Here is a 22,175-nt window from a genome sequence, read left to right on the forward strand (position 1 = left end):
GGGGCGCCCTGGTGCCGGAGCGCCCCACGCTCATCCATCCCTCAAGCGGGCCGGGATGGCCCGGATGGCTCAGATGACCTCGACGCGGAAGCCGATGCGCCCGAAGAAGACGGTCGAGCCGTCCATCGCGGCCAGGGGCTCCTCGGGGGTGGCGGGCAGGGAGGACCCGTCCTTGCCCTCCACCCGGGTGCCATTGGTCGAGTGCAGATCGGTGACCCACACGCCGTCCAGCAGCGGGAAGATGGCGGCATGGGTCTTGGACACCGAGCGCGTCGGATCGCTCAGGGAGATCCGCTCGGCGCCCGGGTAGTCGGAGATGTTGTCCGGGTCCCGGCCCACCACGGTGGGCTCGTGGATGATGAGCGGATCCCCGCCCGTCATGGGGATGAGGCGCACCGACAGGGGCGGGTTGGCGGCGCTGGGACGGGGCATGGTCGGGGGCATCGCCGCCGGCGCCTGCTGGGCGTGGGATGGGGCCCGCCGGCGCCGCGAGACCCGGGGCACCTCGACGGTCGGGGGCACGGGGCGCCGTGGCGCGCCTGGGCTCAGCGGATCCTGGGGATCGGGGGTGCTGGGGTCCGGGGCGCGGTGCTGGGCCGCCCGGTGGGAACGTGCGGGCGCCGGAGAGGCGGAGTGGGAGGTGGGCGCCGCATGCGAGGCGGTACGGGGGGCTGCCGGGGACACCGGCTGCGAGGCCGAGGGGGCCGAGGCCGCGCTGGGCGAGGGGCCCGCGCCCGAGCCCGTGTAGGGCGCCGAGATGGAGGCCGGTGGCGCCAGGTGCGAGGCTGGGGAGGCCGCGTAGGGCGAGGGCGCCGCCTGGGCGGAGGCGGGCGAGGCGGCTGAGCCGGCCGGGGCCGGGGAGGCCGCATGCGCGCTCCGGGAGGGCGCGCGCGAGGCCGGGGCCGTATGAGGCGCGGGGGCGGCGTGCGCCCCGGACCGGGCCGGGGCGGCCGGCACCGCCTGGGCGGAGGCGGGCGAGGCGGCAGGGCTGGCCGGGGCGGGGGACCCCGCCTGCGGGAGGCCGGCAGCCGGGCGCGAGACCGGTGAGATGGAGCGCGGCAGGGGCCCGGGCCCCTCGGCCCCTGCCGCGTCCCCGCCCGCGGGGGCGGGGCTGGCCATGGCCTCCTCGGCATGGGCGCGAGGGCCGTCATCGTGGGTGCTGGGGACCTCCTGGGGATCCAGCAGGTTGACACTGCGGTGGCGTCCAGGGGCGCCTGCCGGGGAGGAGGACGGCGCCTCCGCACTGGAGGCTGAGATCGGCGTCAGGCTCTCCGTGTCCGCGAACTCCGGGTGGGGCGCCGTGCGGTGCTGCGCCCGGGCCTGCTCGTCGTGCTGCATGGCACTGCGGATCTGATCGGGCAGGGAGTCCATCGTGGTGGAGTCCAGGGAGGTGGGCACCGAGGACCAGGGCACCGAGTCGATGAGGGCCTGCGTGCTGCGATCGGCCGCCGGCAGGACACTGGCGGTGTCGAAGGTGTGCGCCACGTCGGAATGGCGGGAGCTGCTCGCGGTGAAGCCGCGGTCGGGGGCGAACAGGCTCTCGCGCTGGGGAATAGGGCCGCGTGGCGCCTGAGGCTCAGCCGCCTCGGGCGGAGCCGCCGGAGAGGCGGCCTGCTCGGGTCGGGGCTGCCAGGGCTGTTCTTTGGCGGGTCGTGCGTCCATCGGCTGAGATGTTACGGGGTTTGCGCTGATCTTGCCCGGGCGTGTTGGAGAATCCCACGATGACGCCGCTCCGGCCTGCTCCGGGCCGCTGCCGGCGGCGCGGCGCCCCGGCTCCTCCGGGGTGCGGGAGGCCGGCGGCTGCCCGGAGCGCCACGCCCGAGCGGGATCCGCGGCCGGAGCGGTGACCCTGGGCCAGGAGTGCTCCGCTCCCGCCGACCAGGGCTCCTCGGCCGGCTGGGGCGAGGCCCCCGGCTCCTGGCCGCGCGGGGCGGCGGCATCCGCGACGGGCCCGCGGGCCGGGGCCGCCCGGTGCGCGGCCCGAGCGGTCCCGCCCGGATCCTTCGCCCGGGTGGCGATCACCATCATCCCCGAGGTGCGGTCGTGCCAGCCGCGCTTGTGGGGATCGGCGGCCACCGAGCGCAGAAGAGCGATAGCACCCAAACCCAATGTGGGAAGCATCACAACGAGGGTGATGTCGGCGCGGAGGAACACTCCCAGGGGCGAGGGGCGCCGGGTCGAGGCGCTCACCAGGCGCACTCCCGCCATGCGCCCCCCCAGGCTCCAGCCGCTGACCGCCAGGGACGCCCCCCGCAGGAGCACGGCGCACAGCAGCGCGCTGGCTGCGCTGATGGGGAGCGGCTGCCCCGCCCCGTACAGGAAGAGCGCCGTCAGCAGGGCCGTGCCCAGGGCGCCCGCGATGAGGTCGATCACCGCGGCCCCGATGCGAGCCCCCACCGGGGCGAAGCGCAGCCCGCCGCCCACCGGGCGCCCGGGCGCCGAGGATGCTGAGGATCCGGAGGACCCGTTGGCACCCGTGAGAGGAAGGGTCGTCGTCATGAGCGGGGCCTCCTGGGTGGGCGTCGGCGCGGCTCCCGACCGGCGGGGCGGGCCAGGGATCGCAGGGACAGACGGGCCAGGGACCGGCGCAGCCACGAGCGGTCCGCCCCCATGGCGCGGACGATCGCGTCGGACGAGTCCCACAGCTCACCTAGAGCGTACGCCGCAGGCTCGCCCGCGCTGAAGACCTGGGTGTCCACCGCATGGGCGAAGCGGGACAGATCCGCCCGGGGGAAGTCGCCGGACATCTCCGCGGCCGCCTCCCGCCGGGTCGCCCCCCAGGAGGCCACCGTGCCCAGGTCGCGTGCCCGATCCACGATCTCATCCCAGGCCCCCAGGGCCTGGTCCACCCCGCGCCGTCGCCGACGTCGCAGGCGCCGCAGCGCCTTCCACCCGACGATCGCCCCCAGCAGCGCCAGCAGGGCGGCCGCGCCGCCGGCGGCGATGTAGACCCCCAGCGGGATGCCCCCCGGCGGGTCGTCCTGCGGCTCATCGTTCTCCGTGTCCTCATAGGACGGCGGCAGCTCGGCGGGGTCCTGCATGGGCAGGGGCGGCTGGAGGACCTGGGGCTCGGGGTTGGAGACCTGCTGAGTGGTCTGCTGCTGGGGCACCTGGTCGCGGTCCGGGGTGACATCGAAGCCCACCCATCCCAGCTCCTCGAAGGGGATCTCCACCCAGCCCTTGACGTCCTCGCCCGTGACCGTCGTGGCGTCCCCGTCGGTGGCCGGGTCGAAGCCCATGACCACCCGGGCCGGGATCCCCAGGGAGCGGCACATGAGCATCATGAGCACCGGGTACTGCTCGTCGTCGCCCACCAGGGACTCGGACTCCGCCATCCGGGCGATGCGCGAGGCGCCGTGGCCGGGGTCGGACTTGCTCTGGGTCCCATCGGAGTAGTAGCTCGTCCGCAGCCGCTGCTGCAGGGCCCGGATCTGGGCCAGGGGATCGGACTCCGAGCCCACGATCTCCTGGGCCAGGGCCGCCGCCGAGGCGGGGACCTGCTCCACCGTGCCCAGGGAGATGCGCGCCAGGGTGGCGTTGTCCAACTGGCTCTCCGACGGAGCGCTGTAGGGGTCGACCTGCTGGATCAGGGCATCGCCCTCGACCATGCCCGCAGTGGTGATCCCGGTGGAGGAGAAGGCGTCGAAGTACATGCTCTCGCGCAGCGCCGCGGCGCGGGGGCCCGAGGTCCGGAGCATCACCGTGCTGGAGACCGTCGGCACCCACGGGAAGGAGTAGCCCTCCACCTCCAGCCTCACCTCCTGGGAGGCCTCGGAGTCCCCCTCGGCCAGGACGGTGTGCTCCCCGACCCGCTCGAAGCGCGAGACCCCACCGGAGTCCTCACCGATCCTGGCCGCCAGCCCGTCGTAGGAGTCCAGCGCCGCCACGCGCACGCGCGCGCCCTCCGGCGCCCCGGTCAGGCGCAGCAGCTCGGTGCCGGCCATATCCGTCTCGATACTGCGCACCAGGGACAGCGGCGTGGCGTACTCGGTGAGGTCCAGAGGAGGCTCGAACAGGTCGCGCAGCACCAGGCGCGCGCTGGGGGCGGCCGGCGCCACGGCCAGGGCCAGCGCCGCCGCCATGGCCACCACGGCGGTGGAGGACAGCGCGCCGCGCCGCATCGCCTGATCCAGGCCCTGGCGCGCCGAGGCGGCGCTGGGCCCCCCGGGGGCCGGCGCGCTGAGAGCCTCGGCCACCCGGCTGCGCCTGCGGCGCAGGGAGGCGCAGGACCACATCACCAGCACGCCGGCGGCCAGGGCCGGGCCCGTGACCGCAGGCAGCACGGTGGTCTGGCCCGCCCAGGCGATCGCGGCCGCCGGGGCCAGGGCCACCGCCAGGCCTGCCAGCACATCGCGTCCCAGGAGCACCAGGCGCGCGGCCAGGGCCGAGACGATGAGGCCGATGAGCCAGGGCAGTGTGGTCATGGCCGTGAAGGAGCTCAGCGGCAGCGGCACGTTGAGGGAGTCCCGCCACACGGTCACCGTCGCGGACAGCACCGCTCCCACCGCGGGCGCGCCCGAGCCCACATCCGGCAGCAGCAGGGGCGCCAGGGCCACGTGGGCCACTCCCAGGGCGGCGATCGTGGGCAGGGCGCTCAGCCGCAGCGCCGAGCAGCCCAGGACCACCGCCAGGCCGATGGCGGCCCCCATGAGCCCGGAGGTGTAGCCGCTGGTGCTGTCGAAGGCGGGCAGGAATGGCAGCATCCCCAGGGCGATCACGACGACGATGACGGACAGCTCCAGGGCCGCCGCCCAGCGGCTGGGCGGCGTGGGGGCGTTGCGCCGCGCCAGGAAGCGCTCCAGGGGCAGGGGCGGGCGCGAGGCCCTGGCCAGGGCGAGGCGCTGATGGGGGCCCAGGAGCAGGGAGCGCCGCGTCGTCTCCCCGCTGGGGGAGGCGCTGCGGGGGCGCTCGCGGGGCGGCCTCCCGCCCTGCTCCGCGGGGGCGGCCGGTGCGGGGGAGCGCGTGGGGGTGGGTGATGGCGTCATAGCGCCCGCCTCAGGGCGATGGGGAGCTGTTCCAGGCGGTCCAGGTCGACCACTGGCAGCGTACCGGCATGGAGGCGCGAGAGGGGGCGCTGCCCGCTGCGCAGGGCGAGCATCACCATCGACAGGGGCGCGTGGGCGCGGGCCCGCACCAGGGCGGCGGTGCCCACCTCCTGGCCGGTGACGAGGATGACGATGGAGGACTCGGGATGGGCCACGCAGCCGCGCCGCGTGAGCAGGTCGCTGGTCTCCCCCTCTTCGCGCTCGATGAGGCAGGAGGCATCCAGCAGGCGCAGGGCGGTGGCCGTGGGCAGCGGCCCGCCCTGGGTCAGCAGATGGACCTCCCGGCCATCGCCGATGGCCTCCAGCGCCAGGGAGCAGGCGATGGACACGGCGGTCTCGAAGTCCTCGGCGCCGGCGTAGTCCTCCTCGCGGGTGGACAGCAGCACCAGGAGGCTGGAGCGGCGGGTCTCCTCGAACTGGCGCACCATGAGCCGGCCGGTGCGGGCGGTGGTGCGCCAGTGGACATTGCGCCGGTCGTCCCCGGGCACGTAGTCGCGCAGGGCGTGGAAGGAGACATCCGAGCTGGACAGGTCCTGGGTGACCGCGCCCTCGACGTCGCGCAGGATCCCGCGCAGGTTGGTGCCCAGGCGCAGGGTCCGGGGGTGGATGTGCACCAGCTGGGCCCGGGTGCGGGTGCGCTCGGAGTGCAGCAGCCCCACCGGGTCGCGCGAGACGGAGACGACCGGGCCCACGGTCACCACCGAGCGGCGCTGGGTGGGCAGGACGAAGCCGCGCTCATGGCGCGACCGGGGGGCCATGGTCGGGACGACGAAGACCGCCTGGCCCTGCCCCACGGGCATCTCCATGCGCACCGGCAGCAGCGGCCTGGCGGTGGGGTTGCTGATGGTCACGCGGATGAGGGCGTGATCGCCCACGGTCACGCGCGGCTCCAGCAGGTTGTGGCTGACCTCGTGCCCGCCGCGCGGGATGAGCCAGAGCCAGGCGGTCACCGAGATGAGGGCCAGGACCGCCGCGGCGCTCCAGGCCTCCTGCCAGCCCAGGCGCAGTCCCGCCAGGAGGCAGCACCCCAGCAGCAGGAAGCAGGCCCACCCCATGGGGCTGATGACCCCCACCAGCCACCGCAGGGGCTGGATGATCGGCGCCAGCGCGGGCGCCAGGGAGCGGGGCAGGCGGGTGAGCAGGTCGGGGCCCGCCGCCTCAGAGGATGAGGCGGCGGCGTCTCGGGCCGGGGCCTTGGCAGCCATGGGCTCAGTTCCGGCGCGTGGGGGCCGCCACCGAGGCCAGGGCGGCCGTGATGACACCGGTGGCGGTGGCGCCGGTGAACTCGGCATCCGGATCCATCACCAGGCGGTGGGCCCAGACCACCTGGGCCAGGGCCTTGATGTCGTCGGGCAGGACGTAGGTGCGCCCCTGGGCGGCGGCCCACACCCGTGCGGCCCGGGCCATGCCGATGGCCCCGCGGGTGGAGACCCCCATGCGCGTCTCATCGGCGGTGCGGGTGGCCTCCACCAGGGCGCCGATGTAGTCCAGGATGGAGCCCTCCACGTGGTTGTCCGCCGCCAGGTCGGCCATGGAGGCCACCACGGTGGAGGCCACCACCGGGGCCAGGTCCTTGGAGCGGTCCGGCTTGGCCGAGCCCGCCAGGATCGTGGTCAGGGCCTCGCGGGCCGGGTAGCCGATGGAGGTCTTCATCAGGAAGCGGTCCAGCTGGGCCTCGGGCAGGCGGTAGGTGCCGGCCTGCTCCACCGGGTTCTGGGTGGCGATGACCATGAAGGGGCGCCCGGCCTCGTGGCGCTTGCCATCGACGGTGACGGTGGACTCCTCCATGACCTCCAGGAGCGCGGACTGGGTCTTGGGACTGGCGCGGTTGATCTCATCGGCCAGGACGATGGAGGCGAAGACCGGCCCGGGGTGGAACTGCCACGCCCCGGTGCCCTGGTCGAAGATCGTGACCCCCGTGATGTCGCTGGGCAGCAGGTCGGGGGTGAACTGGATGCGCGAGTGGGTGCCCTGCACGGAGGCGGCCAGGGCGCGCGCCAGGGCGGTCTTGCCGGTGCCGGGGGCGTCCTCCAGGAGCAGGTGGCCCTCGGCGAGCATGGCGGTCAGCGCCAGGCGGATGACCTCCTCCTTGCCCAGGAGGGCCTTGCTGACATTGTCGACGATGGTGGAGAAGGCATCGGCGAACCAGGTCGCGTTGTCCTGAGTCATAGGCATGGCACCAATGATCCTTTGCTTCAGCGGGACGGGGGAGGTCTAGTGGCGTGAGATGCGGCGCTCGGCGCAACAATGCGATCACGCGGGACCGGGGCCGCCCGTGGTGGCGGCCCCGGCCCCGGTGGCTCGCGCCCAGGCCCTACATCTGGGTGCAGGTGACCTCCTGGTTGGGGTCTGAGGCGCGGTGCTTGAAGACCACATGGCTGGCGCCGTGGGAGTCCAGTGGCACGTCCTGGCTGTGGGACCTGACCTGCCCGGCGCGCCGATCCAGATAGGTGTAGGAGCACCTGGCGCTGGATCCGGGGTTCATCCCCGAGATGTCCACGACCATCCGCCAGCAGCTGCTGCGGGGGAACTGGGTCTCGCGCAGGTCCTGCTCGGAGCACGCCGCATCGGGGGAGTCGGTGGTGATGTGGAAGGCGACCTCCTCGCCCCTGTCGACCCTGTCCTCCTCGGGCACGAGCAGGACCTCGCTGCACCCCTCCTCGCGGCCGGCATTGTTGCGCGCCCGCACACAGGCCCGGGCCTCACCGCCGGCCTCGGCGGTGAAGCTGAGGACCTGGCCGGGCTGGATGGTCTGGTAGGGCGTCCAGTCATCGCTCTCGATGTCGTCGTCATCGGTGGCGTAGGTCCACTCGTAGATGGTGCCCTGGCTGTCCCTGCCACTGGGCTGCCAGCTGCAGCTGATCGCGGTGCCCCTGGCCGTGCAGTCGACGCTCGGGGCCGAGGGCGCGGTCTCCTTGGTGTAGGGCACTGCCGAGGCGCCGCTGACGGGGGTCGACTCCCGGCCGTCCGTGGCCACGGCGCGGGCCTGGACCGTGTAGGTCTGCCCGTCGGTGAGGTTGGTCAGGGTCCTGGAGGAGGTCCAGCTCACCCCGTCCACCGAGTACTCCACGACCAGCTCCTCGGAGCGCCAGCCGTTGCCCGCGCGCGGGGAGGCGCTGACCTCGATCTGCCCGGTCTGGCCATTGGCCTGGGCGGTGGGAGCCGAGGGCGGCAGGGGAACGGTCCTGTGCGTGTGGGAGCTGGCACTGGAGGTGGCCGAGCCCGCATCGTTGGTGGCAGTCACCGAGAAGGAGTAGCTCCCCGCCTCCAAGGGGATGGACACCGAGGTGGCGCTCCCGGCCTCCACGCTGCGCGAGGCGTCGCCCGAGACCTGCACCGTGTAGCTCACGGGCGAGCCGTTGGCCGAGGCCGGGCTCCAGGAGACCCGCACCTGGTCCCCACTGGAGGTCACCTGCGGCTGGCCCGGGGTCCCCGGGGATCCGAAGGGGGTGGCGGAGTTCGAGCGGTTGGAGTAGCCCGAGGCCTGGCCCGCGGAGGGCACGGCGCGGACGGCCGCCGTGTAGGCGGTCCCGGTGCTCACCTCGGGGGAGCGCAGGGTCAGGGAGGTTCCGGTGGTCGTGTGGACGCTCCCGTCGCTCAGGCGCAGCTCGTAGGTGATGGACACCCCCTCGATTGGGGAGACCGGGGTCCAGCTGGCGGTCAGCTGGCCCTGGCCGGCCACCAGGGACGGCGCAGCCGGGGTGTCGGCCGTGACGTTGAAGACCTCCGGGCTGGAGGCCGAGGACAGCGGGGAGTCGCCGACGGCATTGGTGGCCATCACCTGGAAGGAGTAGGAGGTCCCGGGTGTCAGGCCGTCGGCCCGGCAGGGCGAGCCGGTGCATACCCAGCGCCCGGCGCCGCCGACCTCGGTGACCGTGTACTGGGTGATGGGCGAGCCGTTGTCGGACCCACTGGCCCAGGTGACCACCATGGCGGTGGCGCCCACGGCCCGCGCCCGCACCGCCGTGGGGGCCTCGGGGGCCCCCTTGACCGTGACCGTGACTGTGCCGGTGACGGCGCGCGACTGCGAGCCGGTGGCATCCAGTGCTGTGTAGGACACGCTCAGCCGCCCGTGGAAGCCCGCGGCCGGGGCGATGGTCAGGGTGGTTCCCGAGGCGGTGACCGTGCCCTCGCCGCCGGTGACCCCGGGCTGCCCGTTGAGGGTGATCGGCTTGTCGGGGAAGGGGTTGGTCACCAGGGAGGCGACGTCGACCTTCACCGGGGAGCCGTCGGAGTCCAGGGTCGTGGGCGCCGTGGTCATCAGGGGCCGGGTCGAGGCCCCCACCCTCAGCGGCAGGCTGGCCGTGATCGGGGTGGTCTCGCCGTCGGAGACCGTGACCTCCACCGAGCCGATGGTGCCCTCGGTGGCATCGGCGGCGGCACTGACCGACAGCGATGAGCCGCTCAGGGAGACCTCGAAGCCGGCGGGGGCCGAGCCCACCGAGAAGGACAGGGCATCGCCCTCGTCGGGATCCCTGGTCATGGCCGCCAGATTCGCCACCGTGGGGCCCTCCCCGGGCGCCACCGTGATCTCCGTGGGGGTGAAGACCGGCACCCCGTTGGTCGTGGACTTGACCTGGATGGGCAGGGTCACTGTCGAGCTCAGCGCCCCCTCGCCCGTGCCGTCGGCCACGGTGAAGGTCACTGAGGTCTGGCCGGTGAAGCCGGGGGCCGGGACGAAGTGCAGTGACGCCCCGTCGCCGGCCAGGCCCGCCTCCTGGGTGCCGGTGCCCGTGTGGATCGTGGAGGAGTCGGTGATGACCGGCTGGGTGCCCGCCCGGGTGACGATGTGGGAGGACAGGGGGATGGTGGTGGCCGTCTCCGCGGGCACCTGGACCGGGACGGTCGAGGCGTTGACCCGGGGCCGCAGGGCGCTGCGGGCCGGGACCACGATGACGGCGTTGCCGGTCAGGCCGTCCGCATCGGTGACGGTGTAGAGCACCAGGCGCGGCTGCTCGGTCACGCTCAGGGAGATGGAGTCCTCCCCGACCTCCACATCGGGCTCGGTGGAGGACAGGGCCAGGTCCCAGGGCGACCCGTCGGCGTCCTCATCGTTGTCCAGGACCGGGATGGTCACCCGGCCATCGGCGTCGACCTGGTCCACCGAGACGTAGTCGTCCACGCCCACCGGGTTGATGAGGGGGGCGTCGGCCCTGACATCCACGGTCAGGGTGCCGGTGTCGGTGCCGCCGCGCCCGTCGGCGACGGTGTAGGCCACCGAGTGCACGCCCTCCTGGGAGGGCAGGTTGAGCATGAGGCGGCCGCCCCGGGTCGAGACCGCCAGGGACGGGTCGGAGCTGGTCGGCGAGCCCTCCAGGCTCAGGGGATCGCCGTCGGCGTCCAGGTCGTTGGACAGCACGTCCACGGCCACTGTGCGTCCGGGCTTGGCCACCACCAGGTCGTCGGTGGCCACGGGCGCGGCGTTGATGGCGGCCGCCGAGGCCACGCCCACGCGCACCGTGGCGGTGGACTGGGCCCCGAAGCGGTCCTCGACGACGTAGGTGAAGGTGTCCGTGCCCGCGGCCCCCTGGAGGGGGGTGTAGGTCAGCCAGGTCGAGGAGACCTCCACGGTGCCCAGCGCGGGGGCCTGGTCCAGGCCCACCAGGCTCACCGAGTCGCCGTCGGGGTCGATGCCGTCCAGGGGGATGCCGATCTCCACCTCGGAGCCGGCCACCGTGCGGGCCTCCAGGCCCTGGGGGGAGGGGGCGGCGTTGTTGGCGTCGTCGCGCGGGCGCACCTCCACGGTCACGGCCCCCGTGGAGGCCTGGTCGTGGGAGTCGGTGGTGGTATAGGTCAGGGTCGTGCGGCCCGCCTGGTCCCCGGCGCGGAAGCGGACGGTGTCCTCACTGACCCAGGCGGTGCCCAGGTCCGGGCCGGCCACCTCCAGCTCGGGGGCCACCGACAGGGTCAGTCCCGCCGGGGAGGAGTCGTTGTCCAGCACCGGGACGCTCACCACGTCCCCGGCGCGCACGACCGCCGTGTCGTCCTCCACCACCGGCGGCTGGGAGGCCGGCGAGGTGATGGGGACGATGGAGACCTGGCCGGTGGCCGAGGTGGTCCCGTTGGTCACCGTGTACTCCACGGTGGTGGAGGCCGGGACCTGGCCCGAGGAGGTGATCTGGAGCAGGGAGTGGTCCACCACGGTGACGGTCACGCCCGAGTCCGCCGGGGCCGAGACCGACTGGAGCACCAGGACCCCTCCGGACAGGTCGAAGTCGTTGGACAGCGGCGCGATGGTGGTCGAGCCGCCGTCGCGCAGCAGCGCGGTGTCGTCCTCCACCTCGGGGGGCACGCTGGCCTCGGAGCGCTCGATGATGTCGATGCGCACGATGCCCTGGGCGGTGTTGACCCCGTCGATGACGTCGTAGGTCAGGTAGAGGGTCTGGGGCGCGATGTCGTCGGCGGAGAAGGTGAAGACCCCGGCCTGCTGGTCCAGCTCGATGGAGGTGCCCGAGGGCGCCTCCTGCACACCGGCCAGGTACAGGGGCGCGCCGGAGGGGGACACGTCGTTGTCCAGGGGGGAGATGACGGCGCGCGAGCCGGTGACCACTCGCACGTGGTCGGCATTGGCCGTGGGGGTGGCGCTGTCGGCGGCCTGCACATCGACCGCGACGGCGCCCGAGGTCGTCTGCTGGCCGTCGGAGACCACGACGGTCATCTGCCGGGTGCCCGCCCCCGCGCCCATCTCGCGCACGGTGACGGTGCCCTCGTGGGAGGTCTTGACATCCAGCCCCTCGCCCTGGGCCGAGACCAGGTAGAGGTCATCGCCGTCGGGGTCCAGCCAGTGCCCCAGGACGCTGACCGAGCCCGAGCCCCCCTCCGAGACCGTCAGGGTGGGGGTGGTGGTCTGCTCGGGGGCGGCGTTGACGTCCCAGCCGTGGACCTCCACGGTGGCCACCGCCGAGTCGTTCATGCCGCGCCCATCGTCGGCCGAGTAGGGCACGGTGAAGGTGCCGGTGGCCTCGGCCGGGGCATCCAGGCGCAGGGCCAGGCCGCCCTGGGCGCTGGAGACCGAGACCCCGGTGCCGGGGTCCTGGGCGGAGGCGGTGAGCACATCGCCGTCCGGATCGGAGTCGTTGGCCAGGACCGGCAGCAGGGTGGAGCGGCCCGGGCGCACGCCGAAGGTGTCGTCATTGGCCTCGGGCTGGTGGTTCTCCTCGGTGCGCTCGGGGGGCGTCTGCTCCTCGGAGGTGTTGGCCGAGTCGTCCTCGACGTCGGAGTCGTCGTCGGTCTGGGCGGTGACGTCGGTCCAGTCATCGATGAGGATGAGCTCCTCGTCGGGCAGCCATACGGCGCCGGTCTCCACGTCGTTGAGCACGATGGCGTCGCGGTTGACCCGGAAGATGGGGGAGGCGGAGGTGGCCAGGGCCTCGTTGTGGAGGGTCTCATTGCCCCCGCCCAGGCCGGAGCACTCGCGCACGAACTGGCCCGAGCCCGACCAGGCGCCGTAGACGCACGACCCCAGGCGCACGGGCCGGGCCGCCACTCCCTCGGCCGGCGCCCCGTCCTTGGCGGCGGGGATCGTGGTGGAGGTGCCCTCCTCCAGGGACACCGAGATGAGGGCGGTGCGCGAGGCCACGAGCACCGTGTCGGCCTCGGGGCCGGGCTGCTGGAGGGCCAGGCCCGGCTCGCCCAGGTCGGCCGTGAGGCCGCCGGGCAGGTGGAGGATGCCGGTGCCGCGCTCCAGGACCACGGGCTGGTCGCCCACGGCCGTGATGGCCACATCGGTGCCCTCCGTCAGCGGGAGCTCGCGGGGCTCGGCGCTCTCCCAGCTCGAGGCGCTCACCGGCACGGAGATCAGGGAGGAGGTGGTGGCCGACACCGCGTGGATGGAGCCGTCCTGCCCGGCGGCCGCGACGACGTCGGGCATGCCCGTGACCAGGGGCGGGGCTGTGGGCAGGGAGGCGATGGCCTCCACCGAGGTGGCGCGGATGGTGCCCTCGGAGGCGTCGGCCGCCAGGACCCGGTCGGCGCCCTGCTGGATGTCCAGGCCCTGGGTCAGCTGGGTGCGCTGGCTGAAGGCGACCTGGACCGGGTCGACGGTGGAGACCGTGGCATCGGCGGAGTCGGGCACCAGGACGTGCTCGGCGTGCTGGGTGACGTCGAAGGTCGACGAGGCGGTGCGGATGGCGCTGTCGGCCTTGCGCGAGGGGTAGTTGAGACGGGCCACCATGTGCTTGGAGGTGGAGGTCACCCACACCCCGCCGTCGTTGAGGTGCAGGTCCGCCTGGGCGATCCCGTCGTGCAGCCAGGCCGCGGTGGCCAGGGCGGCGACGCACAGGAGCGCCGCCGCGGAGGAGGCCCGCTTGCGGATGCGCGCCCGCCGGGCGCGCGAGGGGGTGGGGCGGACCGCGGCGCCCGCGCCGCGCCCGGATGGGCGGGCCGGGCCGCCCATCCGGGGCGAGTGCGATGACCGGCGGGGCCTGGCGCGCAGCCGGCCCAGGATGCCGGGATGCCGGGCGCCCCGGAGGCCCTGGTCGGCATCCGGGGCGCCTGCGGGCCGTCCCGGCCCGTCGGTGCCGGTGCCGGGCTGCTGGGACGAGGGTGAGGCGCTCACTGAACCCCTTGGGGATGACGGGCCGCGACCTCCTGGGTCAGGGTGCGGCGAAGCATGGTTGAGGAGGTGGTGGGGGTGTAGGGCAGGTAGACGACGGTGGCGCCCACCTCCGCCATCTCGGCCTCCAGGCGCGCCCCCTTGTCGGTGCCACGCCAGTCGGTGCCCTTGAACAGCACGTTGAAGGGGCTGCGGCGCCAGGCCAGGCGCTTGTCCTGGTCGTAGTCGGGCACCACGGTGTCGACCATGCGCATGGCGGCGACCATGGCCATCCGCTCGGCCAGGGGGACGATGGGGCCGCGGCCCTTCATCCGCTCCAGGGACTCGTCGGTGGCGACTCCGGCGATGAGGTGGTCGCAGCGCTGGGCGGCCGCGGTGAGGATGTTGAGGTGGCCGACATGCAGCATGTCGAAGCCACCGGGGACGTAGCCCACGAGCATCAGTAGGCGCCCTTTCCGCCGATGACGGCTCGCAGTGTTCCCAGGAAGATCTTGGCGTCCAGGGCCCCGCCCCGGTTCTCCACGTAATGGCGGTCCAGGGCCACGGTGGAGGCCCAGGACAGGTCCGAGCGCCCCGAGACCTGCCACAGGCCGGTCATGCCGGGCTTGACCAGGAGGCGGCGCAGGGCCTCGGCGTCGTACTGGGCGACCTCGTGGGGCAGGGCCGGACGGGGGCCGACCAGGCTCATGTCGCCGCGCACGACGTTGATCAGCTGGGGGAGCTCGTCGATGGACAGGCGGCGGATGATGCGGCCCACGCGGGTGATGCGCGGGTCCTGGCGGGACTTGAACATGACCTCGTTGCCGGCGTCCCCGCCGGCTGCTACGACGGCCTGGCGGCGCTGGTCGGAGTCGACGTACATCGAGCGGAACTTCCACATGGTGAAGTGCCTGCCGTCCTGGCCCACCCGGGTCTGGGTGTAGAACACCGGGCCGGGGGAGTCCAGGCGCAGCGCCACGGCGGTGGCCGCGAGGAGGGGGGAGGCCAGGGCCAGGATGAGGCCGCCGGCCACGCGGTCGAACAGCGCCTTGCCCGCGGCGCGGGTGCGGCGGGTCTTAACCGCGATGAGGCCCGTCCATCCGTGGGTGACCGACAGGCCGCGCATGCGCTGGGGGACGACGTCCTGCAGGCCGGGTGCGACGATGAGCCGCACGGTGGTGGCCTCCAGGCCCCGCATGATGGTCACCAGGTCCTCGGGCGTCACCGATCCGATGGTCATGACGGCGTCGATCCGCTCGGATCGCACGGTGGTGGCGATGTGCTCGGGGCTGCGCACGGGGGAGGCCGCGCGCCCGTCGCGGCCGCCGCCGGAGGACAGGTATCCCACGACGAGGAAGCCGTCCATGGGGTGGCGGCGCAGCTGGGTGAGCAGGGGCTGGGCGCCCGAGCCCATGACGATGAGGGTGCGGCGCAGCCCATGGCCCTCGACCCGCCGGCGGTGGAGCCAGCCGGACTCCACGGAGCGGCCGATGATGATGAGGGTGCCCTGGAGGAGCAGGGCGGTGACCAGGGCGGTGCGGGTGACCACGGGGGCGCTGAGCTCGCCTCCCAGGAGGAGGGCCACGGGCACGGCGGCGATCGTGGCCGCCACCAGGCGCCCGGCCCCCACGGTGCCCTGCTCCACGGTGTCCATGCCCATGGCGCCCAGGAACCAGGCCGCCATGACCATGGCGGCGCCGGTGAGGACCACGGGCCACGCCGCGGCGGGGCCGCCGATGAGGGCGGCGATCCAGGTGGGCAGGGCCACGGCGGCGATGTCGCTGAGGACCAGCCAGGTCACCAGGTCCCCGCGCATGCGCGCCCAGGCGCTGCGCGGGACCGGGACCGAGGTCGTGGTGGTGGTTCCCGACGCCGGTGCAGAGCGCTGCTGCTGCTCGGCCTGGGGCAGCATCACTGTCGAAGAAGGCAAGGCGGACTCCGCTTGGGATCGAGGGTGGGCGTAGGGTGTGCTGGCGCGCCGTGCGGGCGCCAGCGGTTTGTGAACTCTACTAAGGATGCGGGCAGGAGTTGTAGGAAGTGGCCAAGATCGCAGGTGAAGCACCTGTTGCTTTCGCCGTCATGACATGCGCCTATGTTACAGGTTCGCAACGATGAGGGGGTGCTCACTGGGCTGGGAGGTTGCTTTCAGCGAACATTAAGCAGGGCTGGAATCCCGCGGAATAACGCCATAGCGGCATGGCTGGGCGGGGCTATCCAGGCAGTGGAATGAAAGTCACAGAACGGTAAAGAACTCCTTGTGGTATTTCGTTGTCAATCTGTGATCACCTGTCCAGCATGCGGGCCCCGCCCCCCTTCCCGACATGGGAAGGGCTCCCCATCGGTGGCCGCTCAGGGCCCGGATCGTTCAACTCTTCATGAGAATGCGATCACTCCCCGCACCCCTACGAGATAACCCGCGCGAGGCCCCGCCCGCGCGGGAAAGGAAATGAGGAGCAGATGACGACTCCCCGGACCCTCCCCGACCCGCCCGGCCGGCGGGAGGCCGATGGCCCCGAGCCAGCCCGGGGGGACCCGCTCGACCACCCCGCCGGGCCCTCGCCGCGCCTGGACGGGCGGGCCGGCCCCCAGGACCGCCAGCAGGCCCATCAGCGCAGGAGGGCCTGGTCCTCCGTGGGGCGCACCGCGGCGGCCAAGATCGTGGTCATGGGTGTCGCCGGGGTCTTCGGCCTCATCAACACCCGCCTCATCATCAGCCACTTCGGCCCCGACGCCTGGGCCCAGTACGGGCTGCTGGCCTCCTTCCCCGGCCTCATGCCCTTCACCGATCTGGGGATCGGCGCGGTCATCCTCAACACCGTGGCGGGCTCGGAGGACCCCTCGCGCGACTCCGCCGTGCGCCGCACAGTGGTCACCGCCACCCGGGTGCTCGTGGTCTCGGCCCTGGTCATCTGCACCCTGGCGGTGGTCGTCGGCCTGCTGGGGCTGTGGCCCGCCCTCCTGGGCGCCAAGCTCATGGAGGGCGGGGGGGCCACCGCCACCTGGTGCCTCATCATCTACGCCATGGCCCTGCCCCTGGGCATCGGCCAGCGCATCATCGTGGGCATGGGCCGCTCGGCCACGCAGGTCATCAGCCAGGGCGTGGTCTCCCCGGCCATGACCTGCCTGCTGCTCCTGGTCGTCCTGGCCCGCCTCGACGCCGGCAACACCATCTCGGTGCTGTCCTACGCGGCCAACACGCTGGTCTCGATCATCTGCATCGTGGTGGCCTGGCGCGCCACCCGCCCCCTCCTGCGCGAGGTGCTCCGCGATGCCCCCCGCCTGCGGGCCGTGCCCGGCGTGCCCATCCGCGGCACCGCCGGTCCCCAGCTCATCCAGTCCCTGGTCATCCCCATCGCCTTCCAGACCGACCGGCTCCTGCTGTCCCACCTGGGCGCCTCGCAGTCCCTGGCCCAGTACAACCTCGCGGCGAACCTGTTCAACCTGCTGACCCAGACCATCACCGTGGCCGGGGTGGCCATGTGGCCCCTGTTCGCCCGGGCGCGCGCCCGGGGGCAGGTCGAGAGCCCGATCGTGCCCTCCCTGCTGTTCGGCGCCGGTGGCCTGGTGGTCGGACTGGTCCTGGCCGGCGCCACCCCCTGGGTGGCCCGCCTGCTCTCCGACGGGCGGATCATCCTTCCCACGGTGCTGGTCCTGGCCTTCCTGGGCTACGTCGTGGTCGAGGCGGCCAAGCAGCCCCTGGGCATGTACATGACCGATCCCGCGGGGCTGAGGTTCCAGGTGGTGCCCGTCCTGGTGCTCGTGCCGATCAACTTCGCCATCTCCTGGATCCTCATCGCGCCCCTGGGGCCGGCGGGCCCGGTCATGGGCTCGGTGATCTCGGTCATCCTGTGCCAGCTCCTGCCCTACTCGTGGTGGGTGCGCCGCGACGTGGCCCGCCGCCGGGCCGAGCAGCGGCGCGAGCCCCGCGGGCGGCGCGGTGGGCCCGATGGGGCCGCCGCGGCCGGGGAGCAGGGGGATCGGGGGGATACTGGCCCGCAGGTCCGGGGCCGGGCCCTCCGCCAGCGGCGGGAGGATCAGCCGGATCGGGCGGACCAGCCCTCGGGAGCACAGCAAGGAGACACGCCATGACACCGCTCAGCAGCGGGAGCACCACAGCACCGGACGCCGCGCCGCCGGCCGGGACGAGCATCGCGCAGAGCGTGCGCGCCCTGTCGCGCGCGCAGAAGTCCAATGCCGGGGCGCCCCTGTACTCCCGGATCATCAACCGCCCGGCGGGCCGGGTCCTGGCAGCGGTGGCCCACCGCCTCGGGCTGACCCCGGACCAGGTGACGCTGCTCTCGGCGGCCTGCACCTACTCGGCCATCGCGCTCATCGCCCTGTGGCGGCCCAGCGCGCTCAGCGCCGTGGCCACGGCCCTGCTGCTCATGCTGGGCTACGCCCTGGACGCGGCCGACGGCCAGCTGGCCCGCCTGCGCCACGGGGGCTCGAAGGCGGGGGAGTGGCTCGACCACGTGGCGGACGTCATCAAGCTCTCCACCATCCACAGCGCCATCGCCATCTCCCTGTTCCGCTTCACCGATGTGGAGCCGGCGGCGCTGCTGGTCCCCCTGGCCTTCGGCGCGGTGCAGAGCATCCACTTCTTCAGCTACATCCTCACCTACCAGCTGCGCTACCACGGCGGGACCCCCATGGCCCGCAGCGGGGAGCGCCCCGGCCTGCTCAAGTCGGTGCTCTCGGCCCCCACGGATTACGGACTCATGTGCCTCGTGCTCATGCTCCGCTTCCTTCCCCACGCCTTCCTGTGGGTCTATGGTGTCATGATGGTGGGCTACGCCGCTTACGTGGCCATGGCCCTGCCCAAGTGGTACCTCGAGCTGCGCAGGGCCTCCTGAGCCGGTCGGGTCCCCGCGCACGCGCCCCCGACCGGCAAGGAACTCCGTGGCTCTGATCCCCGACCATCAGGCTCTCCTGGTCTACACCGGCCGTCATGATGGTCTGGGGAACCGGGTCAGGGCGCTGCTGTCCGCCCAGGCCCTGGCCCAGGCGGAGGGGCGCGACCTGTACTACGTGTGGAGCACCGACAAGTACTTCGGGCCGCGCATCGACGAGCTCTGGCGCTTCACCGCCGGGCGGCGGGTGCCCCGCCTGGCCTCCTGCTGCCTGGCGCCCCTGGCCCCCTTCCGCGGGCCGCGCCAGGTGGTCATCGATGCGCAGATGCGGCGCGCCCGGCTGTGGCAGATCCGCTCCCACGGCCTGCCCATCACCTGGGACGATCCCGCCTGGCGGGCCCCGGGCGGCGCCCGGCCCCGGGACTGGACCGCGCTGCTGCGCGAGCTGATCCCCGTGGAGAGCATCGCTGAGCGGATCACCGGCGTCTTCGACACCCATCTTCGCGGCCGGCCCTATGCGGGGGTGCAGGTGCGCACCCACGCCATGTCCCACGCGCGCACCATCACCAGCTCGCCCGTGGAGTGGTTCGCCACCCGGATGCGCCAGATCCGCGCCCAGTGCCCGCAGATCCCCTTCTTCCTGTCCTGCGACACCGCCGCGGCCCAGGAGCGGCTCATGGAGGAGTTCGACGGCTGCGTGGCCCTGGAGGACAAGGGCGGGTACAACACCACCCGGGGAGTGCGCTCGGCCGTGGCCGACCTCTACCTGCTGGCCAGCTCCCAGCACCTGCTGGGCGCCTCGTACTCCAGCTTCGTGGAGATGGCCGTCTTCCTGTGCGACGGCGCGGTCCCCTTCGAGAGGCCCGAGCAGCCCCTGGACGGGCAGGTGGACCTGAGCACGGCGCTGGTCGAGGACCCCCTGCGCCCCGCCCTGCGCTGAGCCGGCGGCCCTCAGGGCCGCCGGCGCCCTCCGGGCCGATCCGCGGCGGCGCCCGCCCGCCTCCGCTCAGGGGCCCTGCCCGATGACCTCCTCCACGAGGCCGGTCATGCGCCGGCGGTAGACGTCCACGGAGAAGCGCTCGGCGGCCTCATGGGCCCCTCGGCCGGCCAGGTCGGCGGCGAGGGAGGGCCGGGCCGCCAGGCGGGCCAGGGCCCGGGCCAGTGCGGCGGCGTCGTCGGGCTCGACCAGGAGGCCGGTGCGCTCATCGGCCACGACCTCGGCCAGGCCCTGGACCCGGGAGGCCACCAGCGGGCGGGCGGCGTGCATGGCCTCCACCGCCGTGTTGCCGAAGGGCTCGGCCCGTGAGGGCACGACGACGGCGTCGGCCCCCTCCAGGACCTGCCAGGTGGGGTGGACGTAGCCCAGCAGGCGGACATGACCGGCCAGGTCCGGGGCGGCGGCGCGCTCGCGCAGCTCCTCCTCGTACCACTCATAGCCGGGGAAGACCGAGCCGCACACCGTCAGGGAGGCCTCGACGCCGTCGCGGCGCAGCAGGCCGACGGCCTCCAGGGCCACGTCCACGCCCTTGCGCGGGGACAGGCGCCCCACCATGACCACGTGGAAGGGGTCCCCGGGGGCCCGCGGGGCCAGGGGGGCCGGGGGCGCCGGGGGGCCGGGCACCCCGTTGTGGACCACGGTGGTGCGCCCCTCCAGGACGGGCAGGACGTCCAGGAGGGCGTGCCGGGCCGCCTGGGAGTTGGCCACGATCCGCGTGGCCGCCAGCAGGGGGGCGTTGAGGCCGGAGCGGATGAGGCGGTGCTGGGTGTCCTCGGCCTCGTGCACGTGGGACAGGACCGGCACGCCGGCGGCGCGGGCCGCCAGCGGCCACCAGGGGATGGTCACCGTGTTGCTGACCACCGCATCGGCCCGGCAGGCGCGGATGATCGAGCGCAGGCGGGCGACCTGGCCGCCCGCGCTGAGGGCCAGGGAGCCCAGGCCGCGGGGGCTGAGCAGGGACTTGCGCAGCACGGTGAAGGGGACGATGGCCACGCGGGCCCCCGCCTGGCGCAGCACCGGCGCCAGGGGCCCATCCAGGGGCAGGGCCGCATCCACCCGGTGCCCGGCGCCGATGAGGCCGTGGATGGTCTCCACCAGCTGGAGGTCGGAGCCGTAGAGGTCGGGGGAGGGATGGGCCACCAGGATCCGGCTCACTGCTCGGCCCTCCCGGTGCGGCGCCCCGAGGGCCGGTGGCGCACGGGCCCCTCCAGGGCCAGGCGGCGCGCCAGCTCCTCGTAGCGGGAGGCGACCTCGTCCCAGTCGTAGAGGGCGGCCCGCTCGGCGCTCAGCCGGCCCCGGGCGGCCTGGCCGGCGGGATCGGCCTCGGCGCCCTCCACCAGGGCGGCCACCTCCCGGGGGTCGGACCAGTAGCGGCCCGCCCGCCCCAGGACCTCCCGGTTGAAGGAGACGTCGAAGGCGTCCACCGCCGCCCCGGCGCCGATGGCCCGCAGCAGGGACGGGTTGGTGCCGCCCACCGAGTGGCCGTGGTAGTAGACCAGGGCCCCGGCGTACAGGGCGTCGAGGAGCTCCTGGTCCCACACGCCGCCCAGGAGGCGCACCCGGGAGTCGGCCAGGGACTCCACGCGGGCGGTGTACTCATCGGCGTAGGGCGCCGAGCCCACGACCACCAGCGGCATGCGGGCGGCGGAGCGCACGTAGCCCTCGACGATGACATCGACGTGGTTCTCCACCTCGAAGCGGGCCACCACCAGGTGGAAGGCCTTGGCCTCCAGGCCCAGCCCGCTCAGGCGGGAGGTGTCGGCGCTGATGGTGGGCGCGCCGTAGGAGATGAGCTCGGTGGGGGCGGCGAACTCCTGGGCGTAGTAGTCGGCGATGCCCTGGGCGTCGGCGATGAGGGCGTCGGACAGGCGCACCGACAGCGCCTCGGCGGCCCGGTAGTAGCGCTGGCCGGTGGGGCCCCACTTGCCGCGCTTCCACTCCAGCCCATCGACATGCGTGGCCACGGGGATGCGCGCGGCCCTGAGCGCGGGCAGGAAGGGGGCGTTGGCGGCGTTGAAGACGAAGGCCGCATCCGGGTGGTGGCGGCGCAGGAGGTGGGCCACCGACAGGCCCGTGTGGCTGAGGGTCTCCAGGCTGCGGTGGCGCACCGCGGGGAGCTCCACCAGGCGCATGCCCAGGTGGGTGGCGGGCAGGGGGGAGGCGGGCTCGGGGTTGCGGCAGTAGACCAGCACCTGGTGCCCGCGCGCCGCCAGGCGCCGGCCCACCTCCTCCACGGCGGTCTCGAAGCCCCCGTAGCGGGCGGGCACGCCGCGGGTGCCGAGCATGGCGATGCGCAGGCGCGAGGGGTCGGGCCTGCGCATCGGGCGGCCGGCGATTCCGGGCAGCACCGCGCGCAGGCGGGGCAGGGGGCCCGCGGAGGGCGGAGCGGCGGGGGAGGCTGGGGGCACTGAGGACACAACGGGCCTTTCACTGGCGGTGGCCGACGGCGGGTCTGCCCGCCGGGAGAAGGGTATCGGCTCGCGCCGGGCATCTGCTGCCCACGGCTGCTCGCGCCGTTCCGGGGCCGCCCGGCCCCCGGCGCGACACGCCCGGGCCGAGTGGCGTGTTCGTGCTGCTCAGAGGCGGAAGCGGCCGCGGGGAGGAGGCGCCCATGCGTGCGCCGAGAGGTTTTTTACGCTGTCATGGAAGTGCGTGCGCATCGGTAGCGCTCCCCATTCTCCTGACGGGGCCCGCAGGTCATGCTGAGGCGATGGCCGGTGGTGCGCGCCAAGAGGCGGCCCGGTGATCCG

The 22,175-nt window shown here is 73.8% G+C and carries 12 protein-coding genes; 3 read left to right on the forward strand and 9 right to left on the reverse strand.

Annotated elements, in window-relative coordinates; translation table 11 throughout:
- Window positions 1-69: 69 nt before the first annotated feature.
- The 7 genes from J5X07_RS10435 to J5X07_RS10465 all read right to left on the reverse strand — a co-directional run bounded on the left by J5X07_RS10435 (window position 70) and on the right by J5X07_RS10465 (window position 15,508).
- Window positions 70-2,499, reverse strand: coding sequence for an RDD family protein (locus tag J5X07_RS10435; RefSeq protein WP_208479763.1), 2,430 nt, complete (start codon window positions 2,497-2,499; stop codon window positions 70-72).
- Window positions 2,496-4,985 carry a transglutaminase-like domain-containing protein gene (locus tag J5X07_RS10440; RefSeq protein ID WP_124933728.1) on the reverse strand — a complete coding sequence of 830 codons (2,490 nt, stop codon included), beginning with the start codon at window positions 4,983-4,985 and terminating at the stop codon, window positions 2,496-2,498. The genes J5X07_RS10435 and J5X07_RS10440 overlap by 4 nt, the downstream gene beginning before the upstream one ends.
- The gene (locus tag J5X07_RS10445) at window positions 4,982-6,250 is read right to left on the reverse strand and encodes a DUF58 domain-containing protein (RefSeq protein ID WP_208479764.1); all 1,269 of its coding nucleotides are present in this window, start codon (window positions 6,248-6,250) and stop codon (window positions 4,982-4,984) included. Before J5X07_RS10445 ends, J5X07_RS10440 begins: the two co-directional genes overlap by 4 nt.
- A 4-nt stretch (window positions 6,251-6,254) precedes the next feature.
- A complete protein-coding gene (locus J5X07_RS10450; RefSeq protein ID WP_124933726.1) occupies window positions 6,255-7,220 on the reverse strand; it encodes an AAA family ATPase in 966 nt (321 codons plus the stop codon).
- A gap of 139 nt (window positions 7,221-7,359) precedes the next feature.
- A complete protein-coding gene (locus J5X07_RS10455; RefSeq protein WP_208479770.1) occupies window positions 7,360-13,440 on the reverse strand; it encodes an Ig-like domain-containing protein in 6,081 nt (2,026 codons plus the stop codon).
- Between the two features lie 158 nt (window positions 13,441-13,598).
- Window positions 13,599-14,039 carry an FAD synthase family protein gene (locus tag J5X07_RS10460; protein WP_124933725.1) on the reverse strand — a complete coding sequence of 147 codons (441 nt, stop codon included), beginning with the start codon at window positions 14,037-14,039 and terminating at the stop codon, window positions 13,599-13,601.
- The gene (locus tag J5X07_RS10465) at window positions 14,039-15,508 is read right to left on the reverse strand and encodes a sugar transferase (protein ID WP_208479765.1); all 1,470 of its coding nucleotides are present in this window, start codon (window positions 15,506-15,508) and stop codon (window positions 14,039-14,041) included. Before J5X07_RS10465 ends, J5X07_RS10460 begins: the two co-directional genes overlap by 1 nt.
- 527 nt (window positions 15,509-16,035) lie before the next feature.
- Here J5X07_RS10465 and J5X07_RS10470 point away from each other — a divergent pair.
- From J5X07_RS10470 to J5X07_RS10480, 3 genes are read left to right on the forward strand one after another with little or no spacing between them, the layout of a single operon-like run.
- The gene (locus J5X07_RS10470; protein WP_341769454.1) at window positions 16,036-17,667 is read left to right on the forward strand and encodes a lipopolysaccharide biosynthesis protein; all 1,632 of its coding nucleotides are present in this window, start codon (window positions 16,036-16,038) and stop codon (window positions 17,665-17,667) included.
- Entirely contained in the window at window positions 17,664-18,431 is a 768-nt protein-coding gene (locus J5X07_RS10475; protein WP_124933723.1) for a CDP-alcohol phosphatidyltransferase family protein, read from the forward strand. Before J5X07_RS10470 ends, J5X07_RS10475 begins: the two co-directional genes overlap by 4 nt.
- A gap of 46 nt (window positions 18,432-18,477) precedes the next feature.
- The gene (locus J5X07_RS10480) at window positions 18,478-19,368 is read left to right on the forward strand and encodes an O-fucosyltransferase family protein (protein ID WP_124933722.1); all 891 of its coding nucleotides are present in this window, start codon (window positions 18,478-18,480) and stop codon (window positions 19,366-19,368) included.
- Between the two features lie 66 nt (window positions 19,369-19,434).
- On the opposite strand, the gene J5X07_RS10485 is transcribed toward J5X07_RS10480, so the two are convergent.
- Window positions 19,435-20,580 (reverse strand): glycosyltransferase family 4 protein, encoded by a 1,146-nt coding sequence (locus tag J5X07_RS10485; protein WP_208479766.1) that lies wholly within the window; start codon window positions 20,578-20,580, stop codon window positions 19,435-19,437.
- Window positions 20,577-21,710 carry a glycosyltransferase gene (locus J5X07_RS10490; RefSeq protein WP_124933755.1) on the reverse strand — a complete coding sequence of 378 codons (1,134 nt, stop codon included), beginning with the start codon at window positions 21,708-21,710 and terminating at the stop codon, window positions 20,577-20,579. The genes J5X07_RS10485 and J5X07_RS10490 overlap by 4 nt, the downstream gene beginning before the upstream one ends.
- Window positions 21,711-22,175 lie beyond the last annotated feature (465 nt).

The sequence above is a fragment of the Actinomyces bowdenii genome, from assembly GCF_017592395.1.
Lineage (GTDB): Bacteria > Actinomycetota > Actinomycetes > Actinomycetales > Actinomycetaceae > Actinomyces > Actinomyces bowdenii.